This window comes from Streptomyces sp. NPDC005706, from assembly GCF_040631045.1.
Taxonomy (GTDB): domain Bacteria; phylum Actinomycetota; class Actinomycetes; order Streptomycetales; family Streptomycetaceae; genus Streptomyces.
The window spans coordinates 28,983-55,385 of sequence record NZ_JBEXYS010000028.1; the positions used below are offsets into that span (position 1 = coordinate 28,983).

The 26,403-nt window shown below is 73.6% G+C and carries 26 protein-coding genes; 10 read left to right on the forward strand and 16 right to left on the reverse strand.

Features of this window, described 5'->3' with window-relative positions; genetic code table 11:
* Positions 1-2: 2 nt before the first annotated feature.
* Positions 3-1,247 (reverse strand): MFS transporter, encoded by a 1,245-nt coding sequence (locus ABZ478_RS30840; RefSeq protein WP_359554486.1) that lies wholly within the window; start codon positions 1,245-1,247, stop codon positions 3-5.
* A gap of 256 nt (positions 1,248-1,503) precedes the next feature.
* On the opposite strand from ABZ478_RS30840, the gene ABZ478_RS30845 reads away from it, so the two are divergent.
* Complete coding sequence (locus tag ABZ478_RS30845; RefSeq protein WP_359554346.1) at positions 1,504-4,185, forward strand: AAA family ATPase; 2,682 nt, start codon at positions 1,504-1,506, stop codon at positions 4,183-4,185.
* A 49-nt stretch (positions 4,186-4,234) separates the two neighbouring features.
* On the opposite strand, the gene pcaD is transcribed toward ABZ478_RS30845, so the two are convergent.
* The 7 genes from pcaD to ABZ478_RS30880 are packed head-to-tail and all read right to left on the reverse strand — an operon-like array spanning position 4,235 to position 10,683.
* A complete protein-coding gene (gene pcaD / locus ABZ478_RS30850) occupies positions 4,235-5,356 on the reverse strand; it encodes a 3-oxoadipate enol-lactonase (RefSeq protein ID WP_359554349.1) in 1,122 nt (373 codons plus the stop codon).
* Positions 5,353-6,684 carry a 3-carboxy-cis,cis-muconate cycloisomerase gene (gene pcaB / locus ABZ478_RS30855; protein ID WP_359554351.1) on the reverse strand — a complete coding sequence of 444 codons (1,332 nt, stop codon included), beginning with the start codon at positions 6,682-6,684 and terminating at the stop codon, positions 5,353-5,355. Before pcaB ends, pcaD begins: the two co-directional genes overlap by 4 nt.
* Complete coding sequence (pcaG, locus tag ABZ478_RS30860) at positions 6,681-7,283, reverse strand: protocatechuate 3,4-dioxygenase subunit alpha (protein WP_359554354.1); 603 nt, start codon at positions 7,281-7,283, stop codon at positions 6,681-6,683. The genes pcaB and pcaG overlap by 4 nt, the downstream gene beginning before the upstream one ends.
* Before the next feature lie 8 nt (positions 7,284-7,291).
* Positions 7,292-8,065, reverse strand: coding sequence for a protocatechuate 3,4-dioxygenase subunit beta (gene pcaH, locus ABZ478_RS30865; RefSeq protein WP_359554356.1), 774 nt, complete (start codon positions 8,063-8,065; stop codon positions 7,292-7,294).
* Between the two features lie 19 nt (positions 8,066-8,084).
* Positions 8,085-9,287: a thiolase family protein gene (locus tag ABZ478_RS30870; protein ID WP_359554359.1), complete on the reverse strand. Its 1,203-nt coding sequence runs from the start codon at positions 9,285-9,287 to the stop codon at positions 8,085-8,087.
* Positions 9,284-9,928, reverse strand: coding sequence for a CoA transferase subunit B (locus tag ABZ478_RS30875; RefSeq protein WP_359554361.1), 645 nt, complete (start codon positions 9,926-9,928; stop codon positions 9,284-9,286). Before ABZ478_RS30875 ends, ABZ478_RS30870 begins: the two co-directional genes overlap by 4 nt.
* Positions 9,928-10,683 (reverse strand): CoA transferase subunit A, encoded by a 756-nt coding sequence (locus ABZ478_RS30880; protein WP_359554364.1) that lies wholly within the window; start codon positions 10,681-10,683, stop codon positions 9,928-9,930. The genes ABZ478_RS30875 and ABZ478_RS30880 overlap by 1 nt, the downstream gene beginning before the upstream one ends.
* Before the next feature lie 182 nt (positions 10,684-10,865).
* Between ABZ478_RS30880 and ABZ478_RS30885 the strand changes: the two genes are divergently transcribed.
* Positions 10,866-11,333, forward strand: coding sequence for a MarR family transcriptional regulator (locus ABZ478_RS30885; protein WP_359554366.1), 468 nt, complete (start codon positions 10,866-10,868; stop codon positions 11,331-11,333).
* An 8-nt stretch (positions 11,334-11,341) separates the two neighbouring features.
* On the opposite strand, the gene ABZ478_RS30890 is transcribed toward ABZ478_RS30885, so the two are convergent.
* Complete coding sequence (locus ABZ478_RS30890) at positions 11,342-12,334, reverse strand: DUF3048 domain-containing protein (RefSeq protein WP_359554369.1); 993 nt, start codon at positions 12,332-12,334, stop codon at positions 11,342-11,344.
* 267 nt (positions 12,335-12,601) lie between these two features.
* On the opposite strand from ABZ478_RS30890, the gene ABZ478_RS30895 reads away from it, so the two are divergent.
* Complete coding sequence (locus ABZ478_RS30895; RefSeq protein ID WP_359554371.1) at positions 12,602-13,792, forward strand: zinc-dependent alcohol dehydrogenase; 1,191 nt, start codon at positions 12,602-12,604, stop codon at positions 13,790-13,792.
* 13 nt (positions 13,793-13,805) lie between these two features.
* Here ABZ478_RS30895 and ABZ478_RS30900 read toward each other — a convergent pair whose 3' ends face one another.
* Positions 13,806-14,885, reverse strand: coding sequence for an ATP-dependent DNA ligase (locus tag ABZ478_RS30900; RefSeq protein ID WP_359554373.1), 1,080 nt, complete (start codon positions 14,883-14,885; stop codon positions 13,806-13,808).
* 74 nt (positions 14,886-14,959) lie between these two features.
* Between ABZ478_RS30900 and ligD the strand changes: the two genes are divergently transcribed.
* Positions 14,960-15,979, forward strand: coding sequence for a non-homologous end-joining DNA ligase (ligD, locus tag ABZ478_RS30905; protein ID WP_359554375.1), 1,020 nt, complete (start codon positions 14,960-14,962; stop codon positions 15,977-15,979).
* Between the two features lie 122 nt (positions 15,980-16,101).
* On the forward strand, positions 16,102-17,148 hold the full coding sequence (locus ABZ478_RS30910; protein WP_359554378.1) for a LacI family DNA-binding transcriptional regulator: 1,047 nt from the start codon (positions 16,102-16,104) through the stop codon (positions 17,146-17,148).
* An 86-nt stretch (positions 17,149-17,234) separates the two neighbouring features.
* On the opposite strand, the gene ABZ478_RS30915 is transcribed toward ABZ478_RS30910, so the two are convergent.
* Positions 17,235-18,026: a VOC family protein gene (locus tag ABZ478_RS30915; protein ID WP_359554381.1), complete on the reverse strand. Its 792-nt coding sequence runs from the start codon at positions 18,024-18,026 to the stop codon at positions 17,235-17,237.
* 308 nt (positions 18,027-18,334) lie between these two features.
* On the opposite strand from ABZ478_RS30915, the gene ABZ478_RS30920 reads away from it, so the two are divergent.
* Positions 18,335-18,580: a WhiB family transcriptional regulator gene (locus ABZ478_RS30920; RefSeq protein WP_359554384.1), complete on the forward strand. Its 246-nt coding sequence runs from the start codon at positions 18,335-18,337 to the stop codon at positions 18,578-18,580.
* 19 nt (positions 18,581-18,599) lie between these two features.
* On the opposite strand, the gene ABZ478_RS30925 is transcribed toward ABZ478_RS30920, so the two are convergent.
* From ABZ478_RS30925 to ABZ478_RS30935, 3 genes are all read right to left on the reverse strand, one after another.
* Complete coding sequence (locus tag ABZ478_RS30925; protein WP_359554387.1) at positions 18,600-19,574, reverse strand: acyl-ACP desaturase; 975 nt, start codon at positions 19,572-19,574, stop codon at positions 18,600-18,602.
* A 231-nt stretch (positions 19,575-19,805) separates the two neighbouring features.
* Positions 19,806-20,582 (reverse strand): dimethylargininase, encoded by a 777-nt coding sequence (ddaH, locus tag ABZ478_RS30930; RefSeq protein WP_359554390.1) that lies wholly within the window; start codon positions 20,580-20,582, stop codon positions 19,806-19,808.
* A gap of 93 nt (positions 20,583-20,675) precedes the next feature.
* Entirely contained in the window at positions 20,676-22,355 is a 1,680-nt protein-coding gene (locus ABZ478_RS30935; protein ID WP_359554393.1) for an ABC-F family ATP-binding cassette domain-containing protein, read from the reverse strand.
* A gap of 283 nt (positions 22,356-22,638) precedes the next feature.
* On the opposite strand from ABZ478_RS30935, the gene ABZ478_RS30940 reads away from it, so the two are divergent.
* Positions 22,639-22,995, forward strand: coding sequence for an isocitrate lyase/phosphoenolpyruvate mutase family protein (locus tag ABZ478_RS30940; RefSeq protein WP_359554395.1), 357 nt, complete (start codon positions 22,639-22,641; stop codon positions 22,993-22,995).
* A gap of 98 nt (positions 22,996-23,093) precedes the next feature.
* Here the strand turns inward: ABZ478_RS30940 and ABZ478_RS30945 are convergent, their stop codons facing one another.
* Complete coding sequence (locus ABZ478_RS30945; RefSeq protein ID WP_359554398.1) at positions 23,094-23,510, reverse strand: SsgA family sporulation/cell division regulator; 417 nt, start codon at positions 23,508-23,510, stop codon at positions 23,094-23,096.
* 180 nt (positions 23,511-23,690) lie between these two features.
* Between ABZ478_RS30945 and ABZ478_RS30950 the strand changes: the two genes are divergently transcribed.
* Complete coding sequence (locus tag ABZ478_RS30950; protein WP_359554400.1) at positions 23,691-24,800, forward strand: oxidoreductase; 1,110 nt, start codon at positions 23,691-23,693, stop codon at positions 24,798-24,800.
* A gap of 70 nt (positions 24,801-24,870) precedes the next feature.
* Entirely contained in the window at positions 24,871-25,212 is a 342-nt protein-coding gene (locus ABZ478_RS30955; RefSeq protein WP_359554402.1) for a plasmid stabilization protein, read from the forward strand.
* A gap of 10 nt (positions 25,213-25,222) precedes the next feature.
* On the opposite strand, the gene ABZ478_RS30960 is transcribed toward ABZ478_RS30955, so the two are convergent.
* Positions 25,223-25,519 carry a YciI family protein gene (locus ABZ478_RS30960; RefSeq protein ID WP_359554405.1) on the reverse strand — a complete coding sequence of 99 codons (297 nt, stop codon included), beginning with the start codon at positions 25,517-25,519 and terminating at the stop codon, positions 25,223-25,225.
* Between the two features lie 60 nt (positions 25,520-25,579).
* Between ABZ478_RS30960 and ABZ478_RS30965 the strand changes: the two genes are divergently transcribed.
* Positions 25,580-26,338 carry an endonuclease V gene (locus ABZ478_RS30965; RefSeq protein WP_359554408.1) on the forward strand — a complete coding sequence of 253 codons (759 nt, stop codon included), beginning with the start codon at positions 25,580-25,582 and terminating at the stop codon, positions 26,336-26,338.
* Positions 26,339-26,403: the final 65 nt, after the last annotated feature.

Below are 26,403 nucleotides of genomic sequence, written 5' to 3' on the forward strand. Positions count from 1 at the left end.
GTTCAACCCGCCTTTCCCGAGGGCCGCCTGAGCAGCGCCGGCACGCTGAGCGCGCAGGCCGCCGCCGCGTAGTAGGCGGGCACGTCCGGATTCCCGGTACGCCGCACCGCCTCCGTGATGATCAGCCCCGCGCACCCGGCGAACACCGCGTTGGACAGGGAGTGGGCGAGCCCCATACCGGTCCAGCGCACCCGGGCCGGGAACAGCTCGGCCAGCAGGGCGGGCCCCGGTCCGGCCATCAGGCCCACCACCGCGCCCGCCGCGCCGACGGCCGCGCCCCGGACCACGGCGGAGGTGCCGGGATCCTGAAGCAGATCGAACAGGGGCACCGCCATGACGACGACCAGCACCGCCCCGGTCAGCATCACCGGCCGCCGCCCGATCCGGTCGCTGAGCAGGCCCGCCGGGAGGATCGCGGCGGCGAACCCGGCGCCCGCCGGCACGGTGGCCACCAGCGCCTGCCGGACGTCCGTGTGCAGCGCGGACTGGAGATACGACGGCAGGACGACGAGGAACGTGTATCCGGCCGCCGCCCAGCCCATGATCTGCCCGGCGCCCAGCAGCACCGTCCGCAGCACCGCCCGGGCGCCGCCGCCGGCCCCGGCGGGCGCGCCGCCCCGCCTCCGGAACTCCGGCGTCTCCTCGAGACCGGTCCGCAGCCACAGCGCCAGCAGCCCCAGCGGCATGGACAGCAGGAAGGGCAACCGCCAGCCCCAGCCGGCGAGCTGGGCCCCGGTGAGCAGCGAGGCCGTGGCCGCCGCGACCGACGTGCCGGCCAGCAGGCCCAGCGCCACGGTGAACGACTGCCACGCGCCGTACAGTCCACGCCGGCCCGGCGGGGCGTGCTCCGTCAGCACGGCCACGGCGCCACCGAACTCACCGCCCGCCGACAGACCCTGAACGACCCTCAGGAACGTCAGCAGCCAGGGTGCCAGGGCGCCCGCCGTGGCGTACGTCGGCAGCACACCGATCAGCGTCGTGGCGGCCGTCATCAGTGTGATCACCCCGATCAGCACCGGCCGCCGCCCCAGCCGGTCGCCCAGCCGGCCGAACAGGGCGGCGCCGAGCGGCCGGAAGAAGAACGCCAGCGCGAAGGAGGCGTACGTCCGCACCAGCCCCTCGGTCGCGCTGCCGCCCGCCGGGGTGAAGAACCGCTCGGCGAGCACGGTGGCCAGGGAGCCGTAGACACCGAACTCGTACCACTCGACGAGGTTGCCCACCGACCCCGCCGCCACCGCCCGCACCATCGGCACCCGGGGCGCCGCGCCGTCGCGCGACCCGGTACCCCCGTGATCGCCCGGTACTTCGGAAAGCTGCTTCATGGCCAGTCCTGTTGACGGTCCGTCCGCTGAACACCGGCCGGTCGGGCGGGGTGCGCGTCGCACACCCGCGACTTTCCTCACCCGGCGGGGCAACACGTGTCCCGACCGGTCACCACACATCCCACCGGACGGCTACGCTCGGGGTCTGTACGTCATTCGGGCGACCCGGGGAGGTAACGGGATGACGGAGGGACGGCCGTCGGCGACCGGCTCGGCTCCCCTGTGGGAGCGGGACACGGAGATCGCCACGGTCACACGGGCGCTCGACGCCCTGTGCGCCGACCGGTCGTCCGCGGGCAGCCTGCTCGTCTTCCGGGGCGAGGCCGGCCTCGGCAAGACCGCGCTGCTGACCGAGACCCGCCGGATGGCCGAACGCCGCGGCTGTACCGTGTGGTCCGCGCGGGGCGGCGAGACCCTGAGGTCCGTCCCGTTCAACGTGGTCCGGCAACTGCTGCAGCCCGCGCTGGTGTCCCTGCTGCCGGGGGAGGCCCGGGAGTACCTCGGCGACTGGTACGACATAGCGGGGCCGGCCCTCGGCATAGTGGACCCCCAGGAGGGCACCGCCGACCCGCAGTACGTGTGCGACGGACTCGTCGCCGCCGTGCGCCGGCTCGCCCGCCGCGAGTGGCCGCTGGTCCTGCTCGTCGACGACGCGCACTGGGCCGACCAGGAGACCCTGCGCTGGCTCTCCGCGTTCGCCGAACGCCTGGACGACCTGTCCGTGCTGGTCGTGGTCGCCCGCCGCCCGGGCGAGGTGAACGGCGACAGCGCCCGCCACCTCGACGCGGTGGCCGCCGCCGCGGCCCGCCCCGTCAACCTCAGCGTCCTCACCCCGGACGCCACCGCCGGCCTCACCCGGGCCACCGTCGGCCGGCACGCCGACGACCCGTTCTGCCGCGAGGTCTGGGCCGTCACCGGCGGCAACCCCTACGACACCGTCGAACTCCTCGCCAAGGTGCGGGACAGCGAGGTCCAGCCGGTCGAGGCCCGGGCCGGCGAACTGCGCGCCCTGAACCGCTCCGCCCGCGGCGGCGGCCTCGTCGACCGGCTCAAGGGGCTCGGCATCGAGGCCACCCGGTTCGCCTGGGCGGCGGCCATCCTCGGCACCGGCATCTCCGTCGACCTCGTCGCCCGGCTCGCCGGCATGAGCGCCGAGGAGGCCCGGAGCTGTGCCGAACCGCTGCGCGACGCCCGCTTCCTCACCGAGCCCGACCCCGTGACCGGCACCGAGTCCGGGGACGGCGAGCTGGAGTTCGTCCACCCGCTGATCGCCTCCGCCGTCTACGACTCCATCCCGGCCGGTGTCTGCACCGCGATGCACGGAGTCGCCGCGCAGATCCTCACCGAGACCGGACACGGCGCCGCGGAGGCCTCCCGGCACCTGCTGAAGGTGCACCCGGACGACGACGAGGAACTCGTCGAGCAGCTCCGCGAGGCGGCCCGCGAGCACCTGGCCGTCGGCGCGCCGGACGCGGCCCGCCGCTGTCTGGAACGCGCCCTGCGGGAGCCGCCGCGCCCCGAGGTCCACGCCCACGTGCTCTACGAACTGGGCCGGGCCACCCTGCTGACCGCGCCCGCCGTCACCGTCGAGCACCTGCGCAGCGCCCTCGCCATGCCCGGTCTCGACGACACGCAGCGGGTCGACGCCGTCGTCCGGCTCTCGCAGGCGCTGCTGCACAACAACGAGCTGGAGGAGGCCGTCCGTACGGTGGAGGCCGAGGCCGCCCGGCACCCGGCGTCCCCGGTCCGGATGCGGCTGCAGGCCGTGCAGTTCATGTGGGAGGGCATCCACGGCGAGACCGTCTCCCAGGAACGGTCCCGGCGCCTGGCCGAACTGGCCGCCACCTGCACCGGCCGGGACAACTCCGAGCGCGCCCTGCTGATCCTGCGCGGCTTCGACGCGATGACCCACGGCGAGAGCGCCGAGGACGTCGTCCAGTCCTGCGACCGCGCCCTGGTCAACGGCCGCCTGGCACCCGGGCTCGGCTGGACCGACGGCGAGTGGGGCATCGAACTGCTGATGATGCTCGGCAGCGCGTACGCCTACGCCGACCGGCTCGACCGCGCCGAGAGCCTCTTCTCCGAGGCCCTGCGCGCCTACACCGGCGCCGGCTGGCGCGGCGGCCACCTCTCCCTGGCCAACGCCTTCCTCGGCCTCGCCTACCGCCGGCGGGGCCGGCTGCGCGACGCGGAGGCGGCCCTGCGCGAGGCACTGGCGCTCGCCGAGCGCGTCGGCCGCGGCCTGCCGCTGTACTGGTCCGCGACCTGCGGACTGGTCGACACCCTGCTGGCCCGCGGCGATGTCGAGGAGGCCTGGTCGATCGCCGGGCGGTACGGCTTCGCCCCGCCCTATCCGTCCACCATCGTGCTGCCCGACATCCGCTCCGTGCGCGGCCGGCTGCTGCTCGCCGTCGGCCGCACCGAGGAGGGCGTCAACGAACTGGAGGCCGCCGAGAAGACCGCCGCCTCCCGCGGCGGCCACAACCCGGTCCTCGCCCCCTGGTCCCTCGACCTCGCCAGGGCACTGGCCGTGCAGGACCCGGCGCGCGCCGCCCGGCTCGCCGCGGACGCCCGCCGGCAGGCCGAGCGGTTCGGCACGGACACCGCCATCGGCGAGGCCCTGCGTCTGGCCGCCTCCCTGGAGACCGGCCAGCGCGCGGTGCGCCTCGCCGCCCAGGCCGTCGCCTATCTGGAGGCCTCGCCCTGCCAGTACGAGCACGCGGCGGCCCGGGTCGAGTACGGCATCGCGACGCGCTCCGTCGCGGAGCTCGACCGGGGCCTGACCCTGGCGCGTTCCTGCGGGGCGGACGGTCTGGCGGCGCAGGCACGGGAGGTGCTGGAGACGGGGCGCGGACTGCGCTGAGACCCGGGGGTGCCGGGACTTCCCCCGGGCCGCCACCGGCCCGCGAGCGTCAGGGGGTCTCCTCCTCGGCCAGCACCCGCTGGGCCGTGGCGAACGCCGAGTTGGCCGCCGGCACCCCGCAGTACACGGCGGTCTGCAGCAGCACCGCGCCGATCTCCTCGGGCGTCAGCCCGTTGCGCCGCGCCGCCCGGACGTGCATGGCCAGCTCGTCGTAGTGGCCGTGCGCGACCAGCGCGGTCAGGGTGATCATGCTGCGTTCGCGGCGGGACAGCGTCGGATCGGTCCAGATCTCCCCCCAGGCGTAGCGGGAGATGAAGTCCTGGAACCGCGCGGTGAACGGGGTCTGCCGGGCCTGCGCCCGGTCCACGTGCGCATCGCCCAGCACCTCCCGGCGCACCGCCATCCCGCTCGCCGGAGCCCCGCCGAGCTGGGTGCGCAGGGCGGCCACGACGGCCTTCGGCACCTGCGCGGGCGCCAGATGGGAGGCGCCCGGAAGCTCCAGGAGCGTGGCGCCGGGCACCGCGTCGGCGATCTCCCGCAGATGCGCCGGAGGCGTCGCGGGGTCCTCCCGGCCCGCGACGAGCAGCGTCGGCACGGTGATCCCGGCGAGCCGCTCGCGCAGGTCGAAGGCGGCCAGCGCGTCGCAGCAGGCGGCGTACCCCTCGGGATGGGCCTGCCGGTGGTCCCGCACCAGCCGGGGCACGGTGAAGCCGGGCGTGAACCAGCGTGCGTCGGCGCTCTCCACCAGCCACTCGAGGCCCTCCCGGCGCACCCGCTCGGCCCGCTCCCGCCACGGGGCCGCGCCGCCGAAGTGGGCGGAGGAGCAGATGACCGCGAGCGAGGAGAGCCGTTCGGGGTGGTGCACGGCCAGATGCAGGCCGACCGCTCCGCCGAGCGACACTCCCGCGTACGCGAACCGTTCGATGCCGAGCGCGTCGGCGAGCGCCAGCACCAGGGCGGCGAGGTCGCCGACGGTGGCGCCCGGTCCGATCAGGTCCGCCGCCGAACCGCCGTGGCCCGGCAGGTCCCAGCGGACCACACGGTGGCCGGCGGCCAGTTCGGGCGCGACCGCGTCCCACAGGGCGTACGAGGTGCCGAGCGACGGCCCGAGCAGCAGCGGGGGAGCGGACGCCGGTCCTTCGTCCAGGTGGTTGAGGAGTTGCACGGTCAACGACGCTCCAGGGCCTGATCGGTGAGGGCACCGGCGAAGCCGGTGTAACGGGCGGGGTCGGTGAGGTCGTCCAGCTCGACCTCCTTCAACTCGGCTTGCTCCGCGAGAAGTTCACGCAGCGGACGGTCCTCGTCGTGCGCGCGGCGCGCCAGTTCGGTGAGCAGTTCCCTCGCCCGGGCCCGGCCCAGGACGGGGGCCAGGACGGCGGAGAGCCGTTCGGAGACGATCAGGCCCCGGGTGATGCCGAGGTTCCGGCGCATCGCGGCGGGGTGCACCCGCAACTCCTCGGACAGCCCGGCCGCGTGCGCGGCGGCGCCGCCCACCAGCCGGAGCAGGTCGCGCAGCGGCTCCCACTCGGCGTGCCAGGCACCGGCGGGCCGTTCGTCCTCGGCGGCGAGCGAGCCGTACAGGGTGGCCGCGAGCTGCGGGGCGCGCCGCGCGGCGGCCGCGACGAGCGTCGAGCGCACCGGATTCGCCTTGTGCGGCATGGCCGACGAGCCGCCGCCGCTGCCCTCGGCCACCTCGCCGGTCTCCGTGCGCGACAACGTCAGCACGTCCACCGCGAGCTTGCCGAGCGCCCCCGCCGTGAAGGCCAGGCAGCCGGCCAGGTCGGCGACGGGGGTGCGCAGCGTGTGCCAGGGCAGCACCGGTGCGGCGAGGCCGAGTTCGCGGGCGTAGGCCCGGGTGAGGGCGTCCGCGTCCCCGGCGCCGTACACGCGGAGGGCCGCCAGGGTCCCTGCGGCGCCCCCGAGCTGGACGGGGAGCGAATCCCGGACCCGGCGCACGCGGTCGCGGGCGTCCAGGACCAGCGAGCGCCAGCCGGCCGCCTTCAGCCCGAACGTCGTGGGCACCGCGTGCTGGGTGAGGGTCCGTCCGGGCATCGGCGTGTCCCGGTGGCCGGCGGCGAGGCGGGCGAGCGCCCGCTCGGTCCGGCCGAGATCGTCCAGGACCGGGTCCAGGGTGCGCACGGCGACCAGCATCGTCGCCGTGTCCATGACGTCCTGGCTGGTGGCGCCCCGGTGCACATACGGGCCGTGCTCCGCACCCACCGCCTTCGTCAGGTCGGCGACCAGCGGGATGACCGGGTTGCCGCCGCCGCGGGCCCGCTCGGCGAGCGAACGGACGTCGAAGCGGCCGGAGCCGGCCGCCTCCGACACCGCGGCGGCCGCCGCCGCCGGTGCCAGACCGAGCGCGGCCTGGGCACGGGTCAGCGCGGCCTCGGCGTCCAGCAGGGCGCGCAGGTAGGCCGTGTCACTCGTCGCGCCGGCGGCGGGGGTACCGGCCCACCCGGGGGCGAGCAGGCCGGTGTCGCTGTCCCCGGGCGTCACCGGAACTCCAGGAAGACCGTCTCGCCCTCGCCCTGGAGGCGGATGTCGAAACGGTAGGTCCCGCCGCCCTCGTCCCCGGCGATCAGTGTGTCGCGCCGGTCGCCCACCCGGGCGAGCAGCGGGTCGGCGGCCAGCGCCGCCTCGTCGCCCGGCAGGTAGATCCGGGTGAACAGGTGGACGAGCAGGCCGCGCGCGAAGACACACACGCTCAGGTACGGCGCGCTGTCCCCGCGCGCGCCGGGCCGCAGCGTCCGCGCGTACCAGTGGCCGTCCGCGTCGGTCTGGATGCGCCCCCAGCCGGTGAACTCCACGCCGTTGCGGCCCAGATGGCCGCCGGTCGCCGGGTCCCGCCGGATGGAGCCGTCCACCTGGGGGACGGTGCCGTCGGGGCGCGGCCCCCACAGCTCGACGAGGGCGTCGGGCAGCGGCCTGCCCTCGCCGTCGAGGACGTATCCGTGCACGGTGACCGTGTCGGGGTGCCCGAGCGGGGCGATGTCCTCGCCGCCGCGGAAGGGCAGCGCGTACCCGTAGAAGGGGCCGACCGTGTGGGACGGGGTGGGCAGCACGTTCTCCGGGCCGCCGGTGTCGGTCTTCGTCATGGCTGCGGTCAGCGTCCTTCCTCGATCCAGGTGGCGGCGGGGCCGTCCAGCACGATGTCCCAGTGGTAGCCGAGCGAGAACTCGGGCACCGACAGGCCGTGGTCGTAGGTGGCGACCAGCCGCTGCCGCGCCGCGTCGTCCGTCACGGACTGCAGGATCGGGTCGTACGGGAAGAGCGGGTCGTTCGGGAAGTACATCTGCGTCACCAGCCGCTGGGTGAACGCCGCGCCGAACACCGAGAAGTGGATGTGCGCCGGACGCCAGGCGTTGACGTGGTTGCGCCAGGGGTACGGGCCGGGCTGGATGGTGGTGAAGTGGTACCGGCCCTCGGCGTCGGTGAGGGTACGGCCGAAGCCCGTGAAGTTGGGGTCGAGCGGGGCGTCGTGCTGCTCCCGCTGATGGGCGTACCGTCCGGCCGAGTTGGCCTGCCAGATCTCCACGAGCTGGCCGCGCACCGGCCGGCCGGCCCGGTCCAGAAGCCGGCCCGAGACGGTGATGCGCTCGCCGACCGGTTCGCCCCGGTGGTGCCGGGTGAGGTCGTTGTCGATCCCGGTGATGTCGCGCTCCCCGAAGGCGGGGGAGCGCAGTTCCACCAGCTCCGGGTCCTGGGCGGTGTCGATGGCGACCAGCGGCTGCCGGGGGTGGCGCAGCACCGACGAGCGGTAGGGCGCGTAGTCCCGGCGCGGGTGGTGCTCGACGGGGGCGCCGTCGGTGACCCGCTTCTCGTACGCGGCGTGCTCGGCCGCGATCTCCTGGTCGATGTCCTGCTGGGTGAGAGTCATCGCGATACCTGACGTTTCCTTAGCGATCGAGGACGAGGGCGAGGCCCTGGCCCACGCCGATGCAGAGGGTGGCCACGCCGGTGCCGGAGCCGCGGCGGGCGAGCTGGTGGGCGACGGTGCCGGCGAGCCGGGCACCGGAGGCGCCGAGCGGATGGCCGAGCGCGATCGCCCCGCCCTGGGGGTTGAGGACCGCCGGGTCGAACTCGGGCCACTCGGCGAGGCAGCCGAGCACCTGGGCGGCGAACGCCTCGTTCAGTTCGAGCACGGAGAGGTCGCCGAAGTCCTTGCCCGCCTTGCCGAGGGCGCGCCGGACGGCCTCGACGGGGGCGAGACCGAAGTACCGCGGGTCGGTCGCGGACACTCCGGTCGCCGACACCCGCGCGAGGGGCTCCCGGCCGAGGGACCGAAGCCCCTCCTCGTCGGCGAGGAGCAGCGCGGCGGCGCCGTCGTTCAGCGGGGAGGCGTTGCCCGCGGTCACCGTGCCGGCCTCGGTGCGGAACGACGGCCTGAGCTTCGCCATCGCGGCGAGGGAGGCGTCCGGCCGTACGCTCTCGTCGGCGGCGAAGAGGACCGGGCCGCCCTTGTGGCGCGGCACCGGCACGGGCGTCAGCTCGGCGTCGAACAGGCCCTTCTCCTGGGCGGCGGCGGCCTTGCGGTGGGAGGCGAGGGCGAACTCGTCCTGCCGCTCCCGGCCGATCCCGTGCTTGTCGGCGATCAGCTCGGCGCTCTCGCCGAGCGGGATGGTCCACTGCGGGTCCATGGCCGGGTTGACCATGCGCCAGCCGAGCGTGGTCGAGTACAGCTCCGTGTGCGCGGCCGGGAAGGCCCGGTCGTTCTTGGGCAGCACGTACGGCGCCCGGGTCATGGACTCCACGCCGCCCGCGACGGCGATGGACGCGTCGCCCACCGCGATGGCGCGGGCGGCCTGGATCACCGCCTCCAGGCCCGAGGCGCACAGCCGGTTGACCGTGACGCCCGGCACCGAGACCGGCAGACCGGCGAGCAGGGCGGCCATACGGGCGACGTCGCGGTTCTCCTCGCCGGCGCCGTTGGCGTTGCCGAAGTAGACGTCCTCGATGCGCGCCGGGTCCAGGGCCGGGGTGCGGGCGAGCAGTTCACGCAGGGCGTGGGCGGCGAGGTCGTCCGGGCGTACCGAGGACAGTCCGCCGTTGTAGCGGCCGATCGGGGTGCGGACGGCGTCGACGATGTAGACGGACTTCACAGCAGGTTCTCCGCGATGGTCAGCTTGGCGTCGGTGCGGGCGACCACGTCGTCGACGCTCACGCCCGGCGCGGTCTCCACGAGGGCCAGGCCCTCCTCGGTGACGTCCAGGACGCCCAGGTCGGTGATGATCCGGTTCACACACGCCTTGCCCGTGAGCGGCAGCGTGCACTGCGGGAGGATCTTCGGGGAGCCGTCCTTGGCCGTGTGCGTCATGACGACGACGACCGTCCGGGCGCCGTGCACCAGGTCCATCGCGCCGCCGATGCCGGTGACCAGCTTGCCCGGGACCGCCCAGTTGGCCAGGTCGCCGCCCGCGGACACCTGCATCGCGCCCAGCACGGCCACGTCGATGTGCCCGCCGCGGATCATCGCGAACGACAGCGCCGAGTCGAAGAAGGAGGCGCCCGGCAGAACCGTCACGGTCTCCTTGCCGGCGTTGATCAGATCCGGGTCGGCCTCGTCGTCGGCGGGGTACGGGCCGGTGCCGAGGATGCCGTTCTCCGACTCCAGTACCACCTCGACGCCCGGCGGCAGATGGTTGGGGATCAGCGTCGGCAGGCCGATGCCGAGGTTGACGTACTGGCCGTCCTCCAGCTCGCGGGCCGCGCGGGCGGCCATCTCCTCGCGTTTCCAGGCCATCAGGACCTCACCGTCCGCCGCTCGATCTTCTTGTCCGCCGCCTGCTCCGGAGTCAGCGCCAGCACGCGCTGCACGAAGACACCGGGCACGTGCACCGCGTCCGGGTCGATCTCCCCGGGCTCCACCAGTTCCTCCACCTCGGCGACGGTCACCCGGCCGGCCATCGCGGCCAGCGGGTTGAAGTTCCGGGCGGACCTGTTGAAGACGAGGTTGCCGTGCCGGTCGCCCCGGGCGGCGCGCACCAGCGCGAAGTCGGTGCGGATGCCGCGCTCCAGCACGTACTCCACGCCGTCGAACTCGCGCACCTCCTTGGGCGGCGAGGCCAGCGCGACCCCGCCCGTGCCGTCGTACCGCCAGGGCAGCCCGCCGTCGGCCACCTGTGTGCCCACGCCGGCCGGGGTGTAGAAGGCGGGGAGGCCGGCGCCGCCCGCGCGCAGCCGCTCGGCGAGGGTGCCCTGCGGGATCAGCTCGACCTCCAGCTCACCGGCCAGGTACTGGCGGGCGAACTCCTTGTTGGCGCCGATGTAGGAGCCCGTCACCCGGGCGATCCGGCCGGCCGCCAGCAGCACCGCGAGGCCGGACTCCATCGCCCCGCAGTTGTTCGAGACGACGCCCAGCCCGGCCGTGCCGCGCTCGTACAGCGCCTGGATCAGTACGTTCGGTACACCGCTCAGCCCGAAACCGCCGACCGCGAGGGACGCGCCGTCCGGCACATCGGCCACCGCCTCGGCGGCCGTGGCGACCACCTTGTCCATCCGTGAAGCCCCATCTCTGCAAAATTAATCAGGGCACTGAGTATTTCAGCGAGGTGACGCTCACGCTGCCATCGGATGCGTGAACCGTCAATACCTAGTAGAACCGCCGAACTCGTCGGCAGACAGTGAGGCCCTCGATGGGTATTGTTCAGTGCACCAACGATTTCAATCAGGGAGCGCACATGGCCGCGGTGGATCTCACCACCCATCCCGGGCACCTGGCCCGGCGGCTCCAGCAGGCGCACTACCTGCTGTGGAACACGATGGTCTCGGAGGAGATCACCTCCCCCCAGTTCGCGGTCCTGAACGCGCTCGTCGCCGAGCCGGGCCTCGACCAGCGGACCGTGGGGGAGCGGGTGGGCCTGGACCGGTCGACCATCGCCGAGGTCATCAGCCGGCTCGGGCGCCGCGGTCTGCTGGACAAGGTGCGCGATCCGCAGGACGGCCGCCGCTTCCTGCTCCGCCTCACCGACGACGGGCTGCGCACCCACCGCAGGCTGACCGTGCGCACCGCCCGGATGAACCAGGTCTTCCTGGCCCCGCTGACCGCGCAGGAGCGGACCGTGTTCTTCGACCTGATCCGCCGGGTCGCCGACGCCGCCGAGGAACTGCGCAACCCGGCGGAGCCGCCGGCTCTCCAGGAGGGCTGACGGGCCGGTCAGCCGGAGGAGGCGGCGAACACCACCCACACCTGCCCGTCGGTGAAGTTCATGGGGCCGCCGTCCGCCGTCGTGAACTCGGTACCGTCCGTCGCGGCCGGCCGCGACCAGCGCGCTTCGAAGGACCGCCCGTCCCGCAGCACCTCGGCCCTGCCGGAGCCGACCGTCTCGGTGTACGGCGTGTGGTTGCCGAGCACGTCGTGGTACTTCGAGGAGCGGACCCGTACGTACTGGACGACCACGGTCGGCGGTGCCAGGCGGCCGCCGTCCGTCGTCACCGCGGGTGTGCCGTCCATCGCGACCAGCCAGCCGCCCCGCTGCCCGGACCAGGTGAAGGCGAAGCGCGCCGCCGGGTAGCGCACGGTGCGCGTGGCGGCGGGGGAGCCGCCGGAAGGTGCCGGACCGTACCGGAACCCGGTGGTCAGCGCGGTCCGGCCCGGGGCGGAGGGCAGCAGCCGGGCCGGGCGCAAGTAGAGGTTGTGCGGCGCGGCCCGCCCGGCCCCCCGGTAGTACGCGCTCTCTGCGTCGTCCGGTGACTCGGCCCGCAGCGGCGCCCGGCCGATCAGCGGCAGCAGTTTGCGCTGCGCGCCCGAGTAGGCCAGCGTCGGTTCGTGGAACTGGCGCAGCAGCTCCAGATCCGACTCGCGGGCGCTGCGCACCGGCCCGACCGACTTCGGCAGCCGGGTCGCGTACACCGCCATCAGCCGGCTCAGGCCGCCCTCGACCGGCTCGGTGTAGACCACGTCGGCCGCGCCGAGCCCGGTCTGCGGTCGCGCTGCGGACACGTTGTCGATCTTCACCGCGAGCGGTGACCCGGCCGGGGGCGTGGGTGTGGGTGTGGCGGAGGTGCTCGGCGCGGGGGTCCGCGCCGGGGCGCGGGAGTCGTCGGCGGGCCGGTGCCGGGTGCAGCCCGCCGTGAGTGAGGCCGCCGCCGTCGCGGCGACCAGTGCCGCCGTCAGCGCGGCGCGGCGCGTGCGCGCCCCCTGTCGCATGCCCACCGTCGTCTCCCCGTTCGTATGTGTCGATTGTGTGCTCGCCGGCACAGTGCGGGCCATACCCGGTCGGCCGGTTCCGCGCGCGTGCACTGGGCCGATCGGGCCCCCGGCGTGACCCCGGAGAGCGGCGGGGGAGCGGCCGGGGTGTCACCGGCGGGGCGGAGCGACTGGTTCGCACGGGCTCGCGCGGGTACCCGGGCGTCCACCCCAAACCGGACGCGCCAGGGCGAACCGGCGCGCACGCGAGCAAGGGAGCGCGACCCCATGAAGGCAGTGACCTGGCAGGGCAGGCGGGACGTGCGGGTGGAGGACGTGCCCGACCCACGGATCGAGGAGCCCACCGACGCGGTCATCCGCATCACGTCCAGCGGCCTGTGCGGCTCGGACCTGCATCTGTACGAGGTGCTCACCCCGTTCATGACCCCGGGTGACATCCTCGGCCACGAACCGATGGGCATCGTCGAGGAGGTCGGGGCGGCCGTGCCCGACCTCTCGGTGGGCGACCGGGTCGTGGTGCCCTTCCAGATCGCCTGCGGCAACTGCTGGATGTGTCTCACCGGGCTGCCGACCCAGTGCGAGACCACGCAGGTCACCGGCGAGCACATGGGCGCCCCCCTGTTCGGCTACACCCGGCTGTACGGCGCGGTGCCCGGCGCGCAGGCCGAGTACCTGCGTGTGCCGCAGGCCCAGTTCGGGCCGATGAAGGTACCCGAGGGCCCGCCGGACGACCGGTTCGTCTACCTCTCCGACGTGCTGCCCACCGCCTGGCAGGCGGTCGAGTACGCCTCCGTCCCGCCGGGCGGCTCCCTCGCCGTGCTCGGGCTCGGCCCCATCGGCGACATGGCCTGCCGCATCGCGATGGCCCGGGGCGCCGAGCAGGTCTTCGGCATCGACCTGGTGCCGGAGCGGCTGGCCCGCGCCAAGCGGCGCGGCACCCGGACGTACGACATCAGGGCCTTCGACGACGAGAAGGAGCTGATCGAGGCGATCCGCGACGAGACCGGCGGCCGGGGCCCGGACGCCGTGATCGACGCCGTCGGCACCGAGGCCCACGGCGGCGCGACCGCGAAGCTCGTCCAGACGGCCGCCGCCGTGATGCCGCGCAAGATCAGCGCCCCCATCGCCGAACGCTTCAGCGTCGACCGGCTCTCCGCTCTGTACATGGCCATCGAACTGGTCCGGCGCGGCGGCACCATCTCGCTCAGCGGCGTGTACGGCGGCATGGCCGACCCGCTGCCGATGCTCACCATGTTCGACAAGCAGATCCAGATGCGGATGGGCCAGGCAAACGTGCGCCGGTGGAGCGACCAGATCATGCCCTACCTGACGGACGAGGACCCGCTCGGCGTCGACGACTTCGCCACCCACCGGGTGCCGCTGTCCGAGGCCCCGCACGCCTACGAGATGTTCCAGCACAAGCAGGACGGCGCCATCAAGATCCTGATGCAGCCGTAGGGTCCGCAGGGCCCTAAGGGCTGTCGCCCGGGGTGCCCAGGATCTCCGCCAGGTCGTAGCGCACCGGCTCCTCCAGCTGGGCGTAGGTGCAGCTCTCCGGCGTGCGGTCCGGGCGCCAGCGGCGGAAGCGCGCCGTGTGCCGGAAGCGAGCGCCGTTCTCCATGTGGTCGTAGGCCACCTCGGCGACCCGCTCCGGCCGCAGCGGCACCCAGGACAGGTCCTTCTTGCCCGACCAGCGGCTCGGCGCCCCCGGCAGCCGGGCCGTCCCGTGCGCGGCCTCCTCCCCCCAGGCCGCCCACGGATGCCCGCCCACGTCGTCCATCCGCAGCGGCTCCAGCTCCTCGATCAGCTCGGCGCGCCGCTTCATCGGGAAAGCGGCCGACACGCCCACGTGCTGCAGCGCGCCCCGGTCGTCGTACAGACCGAGCAGCAGCGAGCCCACCACCGGCCCGCTCTTGTGGAACCGGTAGCCCGCCACCACCACGTCCGCCGTCCGCTCGTGCTTGATCTTGAACATGGCCCGCTCGTCCTGCCGATAGCGCAAGGTCAGCGGCTTGGCCACAATCCCGTCGAGGCCCGCCCCCTCGTACTGCTCGAACCACCGCCCGGCCACCTCGGCGTCGGTCGTCGCGGGCGCCAGATGGACCGGTGCGTCCACCCCGGCCAGCGCCCGGTCCAGCAGGGCCCGCCGGTCGGTCAGCGGCGCGTCCACCAGGGACCGGTCGTCCAGGGCCAGCAGATCGAACGCCACGAACGAGGCCGGCGTCCGCTCCGCCAGCGTCCGCACCCGCGAGTCCGCCGGATGGATCCGCTCGGTCAGTGCGTCGAAGTCCAGCCGGCCCTCCCGCGCGATCACGATCTCCCCGTCGAGCACACACCGCTCGGGCACCCGCTCCTTCAGCGCCGCCACCAGTTCCGGGAAGTACCGGGTCAGCGGCTTGCCGGTACGGCTGCCCAGCTCGACCTCGTCGCCGTCGCGGAACACGATCGCCCGGAACCCGTCCCACTTGGCCTCGTAGTGCATGCCCGGCGGGATCCTCGCCACCGACTTGGCGAGCATCGGCTTCACGGGCGGCATCACCGGAAGATCCATGCGTTCGATTCTGCTCGCATACGTACGGCTCCGCCCGGTATGCGCGCTGTGCGGGGTGCGCCTACGGTGGCCGCATGGGTGATGCGGTGCAACTGGAGGTGGCCGGCCGGACCGTACGGCTGTCCAGCCCGGACAAGGTGTTCTTTCCCGAGCGCGGTTTCACCAAGCTGGACCTCGCCCGGTACTACGCCGCCGTCGGCCCCGGCATCCTGCGCGCCCTGCGTGAACGCCCCACCACCCTGGAGCGTTACCCGGACGGCGTCGGCGGCGAGTGGTTCTACCAGAAGCGGGCCCCCAAGGGCATGCCCGACTGGATCCCGACCGCCCACATCACCTTCCCCAGCGGCCGCAGCGCCGACGAGATGTGCCCCACCGAGGAGGCCGCCGTGGTGTGGGCCGCCCAGTACGGCACGCTCACCTTCCACCCCTGGCCGGTGCGCCGCGGCGACGTCGACCACCCCGACGAGCTGCGCATCGACCTCGACCCGCAGCCCGGCACCGACTACGCCGACGCCGTCCGCGCCGCCCACGAACTGCGCGCCGTCCTCGACGAGTACGGCGGCCTGCGCGGCTGGCCCAAGACCTCCGGCGGCCGCGGGCTGCACGTCTTCGTCCCCATCGAACCCCGCTGGACCTTCACCCAGGTCCGCCGCGCCGCGATCGCGGTGGGCCGGGAGATGGAACGCCGGATGCCGGACCAGGTGACCATCAAGTGGTGGAAGGAGGAACGCGGCGAGCGCATCTTCATCGACTACAACCAGACCGCCCGCGACCGCACCATCGCCTCCGCCTACTCCGTACGGCCCCGACCGCACGCCCCCGTCTCCGCGCCGCTGCGCTGGGAGGAGGTCGGCGTGGCCCAGCCCCGCGACTTCGACCTCGCCACCATGCCGGCCCGCTTCGCCGAACTCGGCGACGTGCACGCCGGCATGGACGACCACGCCTACTCCCTGGAAGCCCTGCTGGAGCTGGCCCGCCGTGACGAGCACGACCACGGCCTGGGCGACCTGCCGTACCCGCCGGAGTACCCGAAGATGCCGGGCGAGCCCAAGCGGGTCCAGCCGAGCCGGGCCCGCCGGGAGCAGGCCTCCTGAACGACCGGGACCCCGGCCCGGCGAGAAGGCCCTGGCCCGGCGCCGGCCGGCCCCCGCTCCGGCCCGTCCGGCCCGCCGTACCGCGGCTATCCTGATCGTCAGCCGCCGATGAGGAGCCCGAAGTGACCGAGGCAGTGTCGCGTCCCACGCTGGAGGCCGTGGCCGCGCGGGCCGGGGTGTCCCGGGCCACCGTGTCGCGGGTGGTCAACGGCGGGGACGGAGTCCGGGAGCCACTGGCCGAGCGGGTCCGGCGGGCGGTCGAGGAACTCGGGTACGTGCCCAACCAGGCCGCGCGCAGCCTGGTCACCAAGCGGCACGACGCCATCGCCGTCGTCATCGCCGAGCCCGAGGCCCGGGTGTTCGCCGACCCCTTCTTCGCCCTGCAACTGCGCGGCATCAGCAAGGAACTGACGGCCCACGACAACCAGCTCGTACTGCTGCTGACCGAGGGCCGTGCCGACCACGCGCGCGTGGCCCGCTATCTGGCCGGCGGTCACGTCGACGGCGCGCTCGTCTTCTCCCTGCACCTCGACGACCCGCTGCCCGGCCTGATCCGCAACGCGGGCGTGCCCACCGTGTTCGGCGGCCGGCCCGACTGGAGCGACGGCGACGGCGCCCCCGGACCGGTGTACGTCGACAGTGACAACCGGGGCGGTGCCCGCGCGGCGGTGCGCCATCTCGCGGGCCTCGGCCGGACCCGGATCGCCCACATCACCGGCGCGCTGGACCAGACCTCGGCCGTGGACCGGCTCGACGGCTACCGGGACGTCATGGGCGACGCCGACCCCCGGCTCGTGGTGGAGAGCGACTTCACCTCGGCAGGCGGCGAACAGGCCATGCGGGAACTGCTCGACCGCTGCCCGGACGTGGACGCCGTGTTCGCCGCCAACGACCTCACCGCGCTCGGCGCCCTGCGCGTGCTGCGCGAGCGGGGGCTGCGCGTGCCCGAGGACGTGGCCGTGATCGGCTTCGACGACGTGCTGCCCGTCGCGGAGGAGTGCGACCCGCCGCTGACCACGGTCCGTCAGGACATCGAGGAGATGGGCAGGCTGATGGCCCGCCTGCTGCTCGCCGGCCCGGCCGGGCAGGGCGACGCGCCGGAGCCGACGGATCCACCGGCGGCTGGCGTGGTCCTGCCGACCACGCTGATACGCCGCGCTTCCGCCTAGGACCGCGCCCGCGGCTCCCGTTCCGCGTTCAACCCCACGGCGCCGCGCTTCCGCCCGGGACCGCGCCCGCGGCCCCCGTTCCGCGTTCAGCCCTGCGGCGACCCGCTTCTGATCACCGCGAAGCGGGCACCGTACGGGTCGGCGAGTCTGGCCATACGGCCGACGCCCTCCACGGTGGTCGCCGGCACGCGCACCGTGCCACCCAGTTGCCGCGCCTTCTCGACCACGGCGTCGGTGTCCTCGACCTCGAAGTACGGCAGCCAGTACGGGCCGGCCTCCGCCTCGACCGGGTCGTCGGCCAGCGGCACCATCCCGCCGAACATCGCCTCCTCCCCGGCCCCGCCGGGGTTGACACAGGTGTACGTGCCGCCGGGGAAGGGCACGCCGGAGGTCTCCAGGCCGAGGACCTTGTGGTAGAACGCCGCGGCGGCCGCGATGTCCGCCGTGTACAGCTCGACCCAGCACAGCGCGCCCGGCTCGTTCGCCACGTCGACGCCCTTGGTGCGCCCGGGCTGCCAGATGCCGAACGGCACCCGAGCCTGGTCGGCGAGGACCGCCATGTGCCCCTGTCCCATCACGTCGACGGGCTGGAACAGCACACCGCCGTGCGCCTGTTCCGCCGCTCTGGCGGTGGCCTGCGCGTCCTCGCTCTGGAAGTACACCGTCCAGGCCGGCGGCCCCTGCTCCGGTCCGGTCCGCATGCCGCCGGCCACGGTCCTGCCGTCGAGCTGGAAGAAGCCGTAGCCGCCGGCGTCCGGCCCCGCCGACCGGAACTCCCAGCCGAAGAGACCGCCGTAGAAGGAGAGGGCGCCGTCCAGGTCCGGGGTGCCGAGATCGACCCAGTTGGGAGCGCCGTTGACGAAACGGGTGGTGAGCATCTTCGCCCTCCTCGACAGGGGGACCGTGAACCGGGTCCCGTCCTCTGCACTGCCGAGTCTGGCACCGCCCACTGACAATCGCCGCCGAGGCGCCGCGGCGCGCCGGGCCCACGCGCGCGGCCGTCCCCGCCGGGCCCGAGGGTTCCGCGGGATTCGGCGCCGACACCGCGCGCCGCCGTGCACGGGTGTGTCGCGCGGCGCATCATCGGGACGGTGAACGCCTCCCGGCAGGGTGCCGGCCACGCCGTCGACGCGGCGTTGATGCGGCGTTGATCGAACGTTTTTCGCCGCACGGCACGATCCTGGCCATGCACATCGACACGATCACCCCGGCCGACACCACCTGGCAGGCCCAGGCCCTGTGCGCGCAGACCGGGGCCGACTTCTTCTTCCCCGAGCCCGGCAGCTCGGTCCGCGAGGCGAAGCGCATCTGCGGCATGTGCGAGATGCGCCCCGCCTGCCTCGACTACGCCCTGAGCAACGACGAACGCTTCGGCGTCTGGGGCGGCCTGTCCGAGAAGGAGCGCCTCGCGATGAGGCGCACCTCCGGCTGACACACCGCGGACGGCCTGCTCAGCCGGCCGCCCGCGCCGCCATGCGGGCCTTGCGCGCCGCCAGCCGCTCGTCGAACCGGGCGGCCTCCGCGTCCAGGCCGCCCATGAACAGACCCAGCTCCTCCTGGGCCCGCAGACCGTCCGGGCCGAGCCCGTCGATCTCCATGATCTTCAGGAAACGCAGCACGGGCTGGAGCACGTCGTCGTGGTGGATGCGCAGGTTGTAGACCTCGCCGATCGCCATCTGCGCCGCGGCCCGCTCGAAGCCGGGGATGCCGTGCCCGGGCATGCGGAAGTCGACGACGACGTCCCGGACCGCCTGCATGGTGAGGTCGGGGGCGAGTTCGAAGGCGGACTTCAGCAGGTTGCGGTAGAAGACCATGTGCAGGTTCTCGTCGGTCGCGATGCGGGCCAGCATGCGGTCGCAGACCGGATCGCCGGACTGGTGGCCGGTGTTGCGGTGCGAGATCCGGGTGGCCAGCTCCTGGAAGGCGACGTACGCGATCGAGTGCAGCATCGAGTGCCGGTTGTCGGACTCGAAGCCCTCGCTCATGTGGGACATGCGGAACTGCTCCAGCTTGTCCGGGTCCACCGCGCGCGAGGTGAGCAGATAGTCGCGCATCACGATGCCGTGCCGGCCCTCCTCGGCCGTCCAGCGGTGCACCCACGTACCCCACGCGCCGTCGCGGCCGAACAGCGAGGCGATCTCGTGGTGGTAGCTCGGGAGGTTGTCCTCGGTCAGCAGATTCACGACGAGGGCGATACGGCCGATCTCCGTGACCCCGGACTGCTCCTTGCCCCAGGCCTCGCCGTCCTCGAACAGGCCGGGGAAGTTGCGGCCGTCGCTCCAGGGCACGTACTCGTGCGGCATCCAGTCCTTGGCGACCTGCAGATGCCGGTTCAGCTCCTTCTCGACCACTTCCTCCAGCGCGTACAGCAGCCGCGCGTCGGTCCATGCGGACGGGCTGCCGAGGTGAGGGGAGGTGATCGTCACGGTAACTCCAGGGGGACGCCGGGCAGAAGGGGGAGTGAAGGGGACGGTCCGGCGAGCGGTGCCGGGAAACCTACGTGATCGTAGGCTACGAACCCGTAGGTTACGAAGCCGTAGGTTAAGGCCACCGTAAAGATCGCTGATCAGGTGCCCTGACGCGGCCGGTTCACGGGTGTGCCGGACAGCCCCGGGACCCGCAGGTCCCGGGGCTGTCCGAGGCAAGCCGTCACTCCGTCAGACGTACAGCTCCCGGAGCCGCACCGAGAGACACGTCACACACCCCTCGAGCTTCTCGAACTCGGAAATGTCCACGGTGACCACCTCGTGGCCGAGGTCGGTCAGCAGTTCCGCCGTCTTCGGGGCGCTCGCCGCCATGAGCAGCTTGTGGCCACCGAGCAGCACCACGTGCGCACCGGACTCCTCCGGTACCGAGAGGAACCCCGGGAACAGCGACGGCCGGTCCACCATCGGGATGTGCCCGATGACCGTGCCGTCCGGCAGCGCGGTGACCGCCGACTTCAGATGCAGCACCTTGCTCACCGGCACGGCCACGACGCGCGCGCCCAGCGGCTCGAACGCGGCCCGAAGCTGCTGCACCCCGGCCGCGTTGGTGCGCCCGCCCCGGCCGACGTAGACGGTGTCGCCGACCTTGAGGACGTCACCGCCGTCCAGCGTGCCCGGCTCCCAGATCCAGTTCACCGAGCAGCCGAGCCGGGCCACCGCCTCCTCGACGCCCGCGGTCTCCGCGCGCCGGGACTCCGCGCCGGGCCGGGTGATCAGCGCCACGTTCCGGTACATGACCACGGTGTCCTCGACGAACACCGAGTCGGGGCAGTCGTCGGCCGGATCGACCTCGATCGTCTCCCAGCCGTGCGTGCCGAGCGCCTCGACGTAGGCCTCCCACTGCTCGACGGCGAGGTCCACGTCGGCCTTCTCCCGCTCGATGTGCGTGACCAGCCCCTCGGCGAGCAGCGGGCCGGGGCGGCGGACGAGGGCCTTCTTGCTGGGCACGAGGGGCCTTTCCTGATCGGTGACGCGGTCCGGCCCCCGGGACACGGGAGCCGGACCGCCATCATGCAGCGCGCCATGGCCAGGACAAAACCCTCACTCTGCCTCGTTAGCAGGCTGTTCCCCTCCTGAGACCCCCGGCGGTACCGGCCGGCCCGGGTTCGCGAGCTCCTCCGGCGTGGTCTCCCTCAGCTTCCCTCCCTCCATCAGCAGCCAGCGGGTGATGCCGATCGACTCCAGGAACGGCAGGTCGTGGCTGGCGACGAGCAGTGCGCCCTGGTACGACTCCAGGGCCGAGGTCAGCTGCCGGACGCTGGCCATGTCGAGGTTGTTGGTCGGCTCGTCCAGCAGGAGGAGCTGGGGCGCCGGTTCGGCGAGCATCAGCGCGGCCAGGGCGGCCCGGAAGCGCTCGCCGCCGGAGAGCGTCCCCGCCTTCTGGTCGGCCCGCGCGCCACGGAACAGGAAGCGGGCGAGGCGCGCCCGGATCCGGTTGTTGGTGGCGCCCGGTGCGAACCGGGCCACGTTCTCGGCGACGGTCGCCTCGTCGTCGAGAACGTCCAGGCGCTGCGGCAGGAACCGCAGCGGAACGTGCGTCAGCGCCTCGCCGGCCACCGCCGGCAGCTCCCCGGTGATGGTCCGCAGCAGCGTCGTCTTGCCGGCGCCGTTGCGCCCGACGAGCGCGATCCGCTCCGGCCCGCGCAGATCGAGGATGCCCTCGACACGCGACCCGTACGCCGTTTCCAGGTTCTCCAGGGTGAGCACCTGGCGGCCGGGCGGCACGGCCGTGTAGGGCAGTTCGACGCGGATCTCGTCGTCGTCCCGCACCGCCTCGACCGCCTCGTCCAGCCGGTCCTTGGCCTCGGCGAGCCGTTCCTCGTGCATGATGCGGTGCTTGCCGGCGGACTCCTGCGCGGCGCGTTTGCGCGCGCCCATGACGATCTTCGGTTCGCGCTTGGTCTCGAACATCTTCTGCCCGTAACGCTTGCGCCGGGCCAGCTTGACCTGGGCGTCGACCAGTTCGCGCTTCTGCTTGCGCACGTCCGACTCGGCGACCCGCACCATCCGCTCGGCCGCCTCCTGTTCGACGGCCAGGGCCTCCTCGTAGGCCGAGAAGTTGCCGCCGTACCGGACGATCTCACCGGAGCGCAGATCGGCGATCTGGTCGACCAGGTCGAGCAGTTCGCGGTCGTGGCTGACGACCACCAGTACACCCGGCCAGGCGGCGACGGCCGCGTACAGCCGGCGGCGCGCGTACAGGTCCAGGTTGTTGGTGGGCTCGTCCAGCAGCAGGACGTCCGGGCGGCGCAGCAGCAGCGCCGCCAGCCGCAGCAGCACCGACTCGCCACCGGACACCTCGCCGACGGTGCGGTCCAGGCCGATGTCGCCGAGGCCCAGCTCGCCGAGGGTGACCAGGGCGCGCTCCTCGACGTCCCAGTCGTCGCCGAGCGCCTCGAAGTGCTCCTCGGCGACGTCGCCCGCCTCGATGGCGTGCAGGGCGGCCCGCCGGGCGGCGATGCCCAGGACCTCGTCGACGCGGAGCGTGGTGTCGAGAGTGACGTTCTGCGGCAGATGGCCGATCTCGCCGGTCACCTTGAGGGTGCCGTCGGCCGGGGTCAGTTCGCCGGCCAGCAGTTTCAACAGGGTGGACTTCCCTGACCCGTTGACGCCGACGAGTCCCGTCCTGCCGGGTCCGAAGGAGACGTCGAGGCCGTCGAAGACGGAGGTGCCGTCGGGCCAGGCGAAGGACAGGGACGTGCAGGTGAGGGACATTGACATGAAGGCCTCGCGGTTGCTGGATGCGGTCTGGGCGTACGCGTGTCGAGACACCGCGAGGCGGAAACCGAAGGCCTGGGCAGCAGGGGGCCCATGGAAAAGGGCCTGTGCCGGAGGACGGCTCGGACGCCGAGGTCGTACAACCACGCACACCTCACCGGTGTGAGCGCGGTGTCTCAGGACCTCAGACGAGCAACGTCCTTCTCCAATCGACGGCAACAGGACCTCATACAACGTACGAGGGGGGCGGGAGGCTGTCAACGCGATTAATCACGCGGCCCCTCCCGTGTCACGCGGCCACCCGGCTCGACGGCCCGGCGTCCACGTCGGATTCCTGCCGGCGCGCGAGCCGCCCCGGCTGTTCTTCCTCGCCGCGGGCGCCGACGGGATCTTCGTCCCCGGAGCCGTCGAACCGGGGACGGTCAGGGCGCTCGTGGCGGGCATCGACGGGCCGCTCAACGTGATGGTGGGGCCCGGGGCGCCCACGGAGGCGGAACCGGCCGCACTCGGCGTCGCCCGGATCAGCGCCGGCGCGGGCCTCGCCCAGGCCGCCCACGCGCCCTGGTCCACCGCGCCGCGCGGGAGCTGCTGCGGGAGGGGACCTACGGGTCGCCGGCCGGCGGGTTCGACCACGCGGAGCTGAACGCGCTGGTCACGCGCGCGTAGCCGCACGCGGTGATCACGCGCGCGTAGCGCTCACGCTGCTCACGCGCGCAAGCGGGCGTGGCCGCGCGTCGGACGTCAGCAGGCGTCCCGCATCAGGACGGCCAGGTCGTGGTCGAGGTCGAGCTGGAGGTGTTCGAGGCCGACCGGCACCAGGTCCGCGGTCGCCTTCAGGAACCGCCGTATCTCACCCGAGCGCACATGCACGACCGCCGTGCCCTCGGGCGCGTGGAACTCCAGCACCGTGCGGTCGTAGCCGTACGGCCGGACGCGGACGTCCCCGTGGCCGTCCGGGCCCTCGAGTCCGGCCGCGAGGAGTTCACGGGAGAAGGTCCAGCAGACGTCGACACCCTCCAGGGTCGCCTGCGCGGGGAAGGACATCCGGACGGCGAACGGATCGCACCGGTCGTAGCGCAGCGTGGCGGGGATGTTCGGCATGCGTGGTGCGGCGGCGACGAGGCGGGCCTCGACGGGCTGCTCGATCATGGTGGACAACGCCTTGCTCCCTTGTGACGGCTGGACGTGCTTCCGGTGTGACACCTGGTACTGGAGGAGACGACGGATTCGGCCAGTCCGTGCACACGAGACACGGGTGACCTCGGTCACCGCCTTCATGCTTCGCGGGCGCGGCGGCCCTCTGGACGGTGCCGGGGCGGTCCGCTAGCTTCGCCCGCCATGAGGCGCTTGGGGAGCACGCGACGCAGGGGACGAACGCATCGGCTGCTGGCGGCGGGGGCGGCGTGCGTGGCGGCACTGGCCGCGGCGGCGGTACCGGCCGCCGCCGGGGCGGCCGCGCCGGCCCGGGGCGGCGGTGCGCACTGGGCGGAGAAGGACAGCGGCACCCCGCAGGTCCGCTTCCGCGGTCTGGCCGCCGTCGACCGCGGGACCGCCTGGCTGGCCGGTACCGGCGGCACCGTACTGCGCACCACCGACGGCGGGGCGAGCTGGCGGAACGTCTCCCCGCCGGGCGCGACCGACCTGCAGTTCCGGGACGTCGAGGCGTTCGACGGGCGGCGCGCGGTGGTGCTGGCCATCGGCGAGGGCGAGGCCTCCCGCGTCTACCGCACTGATGACGGCGGCACGACGTGGACGGAGTCGTTCCGCAACACCGACCCGAAGGCCTTCTACGACTGCCTCACCTTCTTCGACCACCGTCACGGCCTCGCCATGAGCGACCCGGTGGACGGCCGGTTCCGCATCCTGTCCACCGGCGACGGCGGCCGTTCCTGGCGCGTTCTGCCCTCCGCCGGCATGCCGGCCGCCCTGGACGGCGAGGCCGGCTTCGCCGCGAGCGGCCAGTGCCTGGTCACCGCGGGCCCGAAGGACGTCTGGCTGGCCACCGGCGGCGCCGCCCGCGCGCGCGTGCTGCACTCCGCCGACCGCGGGCTGACCTGGACGGCCGCCGACACGCCGGTGCCGGCGGGCGATCCCGCCAAGGGCGTCTTCGCGCTGGCCTTCCGGGACCGCCTCCACGGTCTCGCCGTCGGCGGCGACTACCGCCCCGACCAGTCCTCGCCGCGGGCCGCCGCGGTGACCGCCGACGGCGGCCGCACCTGGCGCCCCGTCACGACCCCGCCGCCCGCGTACCGCTCGGGCGCCGCCTGGCTCCCGCACAGCCGTACCGCCGCGCTGGCCGTCGGCCCGACCGGCACCGACCTGACCGCCGACGGGGGCCGCACCTGGCGCACCGTCGACACCGGTTCGTACGACACCGTGGCCTGTGCCCCCGACCTGAGCTGCTGGGCAGCCGGTGAGAAGGGGCGGGTGGCCCGGCTGGAACGCTGACGTAGGCGTCCGGAACCCGGGTACTCGTCTCCCATCGCCGAGGACAGGTGAGGACAGGAAGGGAGCGATCATGCCAGCCGGTTCCAGCCCCAAGCGCGAACGCCAGTACGAGCACATCAAGGAGAGCGCGCAGGACCGGGGTGAAAGCGCCGGGCGCGCGAAGGAGATCGCCGCGCGGACCGTGAACAAGGAACGCGCCCGCTCCGGCGAGTCCAGGACCGCCAGCCGCAGCTCGACCCAGGACAGGAAGTCGTCCGGCGAGCGCGGCGGCCAGCGGTCGGGCAACCGGGTCGGCCCCCAGGGTCCGACCCGCGACCAGCTCTACAACGAGGCCAGGCAGCGCGGCATCGAGGGCCGCTCGAACATGAACAAGGACCAGTTGCAGCGCGCGCTGGACGACAAGAAGGGCTGACCGGCTCCGGTCAGCCCGCCGGCTGCCGGTAACGGTCCAGCTCCGGGGCCGTCTTCGTGGCGCGGAACTCCGTGACGCGGTACTCGCACACCCCGGCGGCGACGAACGGGTCGCCCGCGGCGATCTCCTCGACGTGGGCACGGTCCCCCGCGACGGCGAGGATCACTCCGCCGTCGCGGGGCTCCTTGCGCCCGGACGCCAGGAAGTGGCCCTTGCCGTAGTGCTCCTCGAGCCAGACCCGGTGCGCCGGCAGCACGGCGTCCACGTCCTCCAGCGGGGCGGTGTACGTCAGCTCCAGTACGAACATGATCACGAGGCTACCCCGGCGCCCGCCGGGCCGTCCCCGGGTCGTACAGTCCTGTCCACCATGAGGACCGTAGGCGTGCCCGCGAACTGGCCGGCGACCGAGGAGGAGGCCCGCGCCGTACAGGACGAACTGCGCGGGCGGGTGGTGCTCGACGAGCCGGGTCCGCCGCCCGGATCGGGGCGGGTGACGGGTGTGGACGTCGCCTACGACGACGAGCGCGACCTCGTCGCCGCCGCGGCCGTCGTCCTGGACGCGGCCACCCTGGAGGTCGTCGCCGAGGCCACGGCGGTCGGCCGGATCTCCTTCCCGTACGTACCCGGGCTGCTGGCCTTCCGCGAGATTCCGACCGTACGGGCCGCCCTGGACGCCCTGCCCTGCCCACCCGGCCTGGTGGTGTGCGACGGCTACGGCCTCGCCCACCCGCGCCGCTTCGGGCTCGCGAGCCACCTCGGCGTCCTCACCGGCCTGCCGACGATCGGCGTCGCCAAGAACCCCTTCACCTTCACCTACGACGACCCCGCCCCCCTCCGTGGCAGCTCCGCCCCGCTCCTCGCGGGCCCCGAGGAGGTGGGCCGCGCCCTGCGCACCCGGGACCACGTCAAACCGGTCTTCGTCTCCGTCGGCCACCGCACGACCCTGGACGACGCCCTGGCCCACACCCTGGCGCTGACGCCCCGGTACCGGTTGCCGGAGTCGACCCGCCGCGCGGACTCGCTGTGCAGGCAGGCGCTGAAGCGGGCGGTCGCGGGGGGAGCGGGAGGGGACGGACCGGACACCGCGGAACGGAACCTCAACGGCCCCGGCGGCCGTGCCCGGTGACTGAGTACCGGGACTGAGTAGCCGTACGGATGTGCGGGGTCCTCGGCGGTCGGCAGGGTGGGCGC

What these genes read in the sequence shown, in the direction of transcription:
- ABZ478_RS30840 (WP_359554486.1), bottom strand. Translation starts at nt 1,247, where the DNA reads ATGGTGCGGGCGGTGGCGGCGGGGTCGGTGGGCAACCTCGTCGAGTGG.
- ABZ478_RS30845 (WP_359554346.1), top strand. Translation starts at nt 1,504, where the DNA reads ATGACGGAGGGACGGCCGTCGGCGACCGGCTCGGCTCCCCTGTGGGAG.
- pcaG (WP_359554354.1), bottom strand. Translation starts at nt 7,283, where the DNA reads ATGACGAAGACCGACACCGGCGGCCCGGAGAACGTGCTGCCCACCCCG.
- pcaH (WP_359554356.1), bottom strand. Translation starts at nt 8,065, where the DNA reads ATGACTCTCACCCAGCAGGACATCGACCAGGAGATCGCGGCCGAGCAC.
- ABZ478_RS30875 (WP_359554361.1), bottom strand. Translation starts at nt 9,928, where the DNA reads ATGGCCTGGAAACGCGAGGAGATGGCCGCCCGCGCGGCCCGCGAGCTG.
- ABZ478_RS30880 (WP_359554364.1), bottom strand. Translation starts at nt 10,683, where the DNA reads ATGGACAAGGTGGTCGCCACGGCCGCCGAGGCGGTGGCCGATGTGCCG.
- ABZ478_RS30885 (WP_359554366.1), top strand. Translation starts at nt 10,866, where the DNA reads ATGGCCGCGGTGGATCTCACCACCCATCCCGGGCACCTGGCCCGGCGG.
- ABZ478_RS30890 (WP_359554369.1), bottom strand. Translation starts at nt 12,334, where the DNA reads ATGCGACAGGGGGCGCGCACGCGCCGCGCCGCGCTGACGGCGGCACTG.
- ABZ478_RS30895 (WP_359554371.1), top strand. Translation starts at nt 12,602, where the DNA reads ATGAAGGCAGTGACCTGGCAGGGCAGGCGGGACGTGCGGGTGGAGGAC.
- ABZ478_RS30900 (WP_359554373.1), bottom strand. Translation starts at nt 14,885, where the DNA reads ATGGATCTTCCGGTGATGCCGCCCGTGAAGCCGATGCTCGCCAAGTCG.
- ligD (WP_359554375.1), top strand. Translation starts at nt 14,960, where the DNA reads ATGGGTGATGCGGTGCAACTGGAGGTGGCCGGCCGGACCGTACGGCTG.
- ABZ478_RS30915 (WP_359554381.1), bottom strand. Translation starts at nt 18,026, where the DNA reads ATGCTCACCACCCGTTTCGTCAACGGCGCTCCCAACTGGGTCGATCTC.
- ABZ478_RS30920 (WP_359554384.1), top strand. Translation starts at nt 18,335, where the DNA reads ATGCACATCGACACGATCACCCCGGCCGACACCACCTGGCAGGCCCAG.
- ABZ478_RS30935 (WP_359554393.1), bottom strand. Translation starts at nt 22,355, where the DNA reads ATGTCAATGTCCCTCACCTGCACGTCCCTGTCCTTCGCCTGGCCCGAC.
- ABZ478_RS30950 (WP_359554400.1), top strand. Translation starts at nt 23,691, where the DNA reads ATGAGGCGCTTGGGGAGCACGCGACGCAGGGGACGAACGCATCGGCTG.
- ABZ478_RS30955 (WP_359554402.1), top strand. Translation starts at nt 24,871, where the DNA reads ATGCCAGCCGGTTCCAGCCCCAAGCGCGAACGCCAGTACGAGCACATC.
- ABZ478_RS30960 (WP_359554405.1), bottom strand. Translation starts at nt 25,519, where the DNA reads ATGTTCGTACTGGAGCTGACGTACACCGCCCCGCTGGAGGACGTGGAC.
- ABZ478_RS30965 (WP_359554408.1), top strand. Translation starts at nt 25,580, where the DNA reads ATGAGGACCGTAGGCGTGCCCGCGAACTGGCCGGCGACCGAGGAGGAG.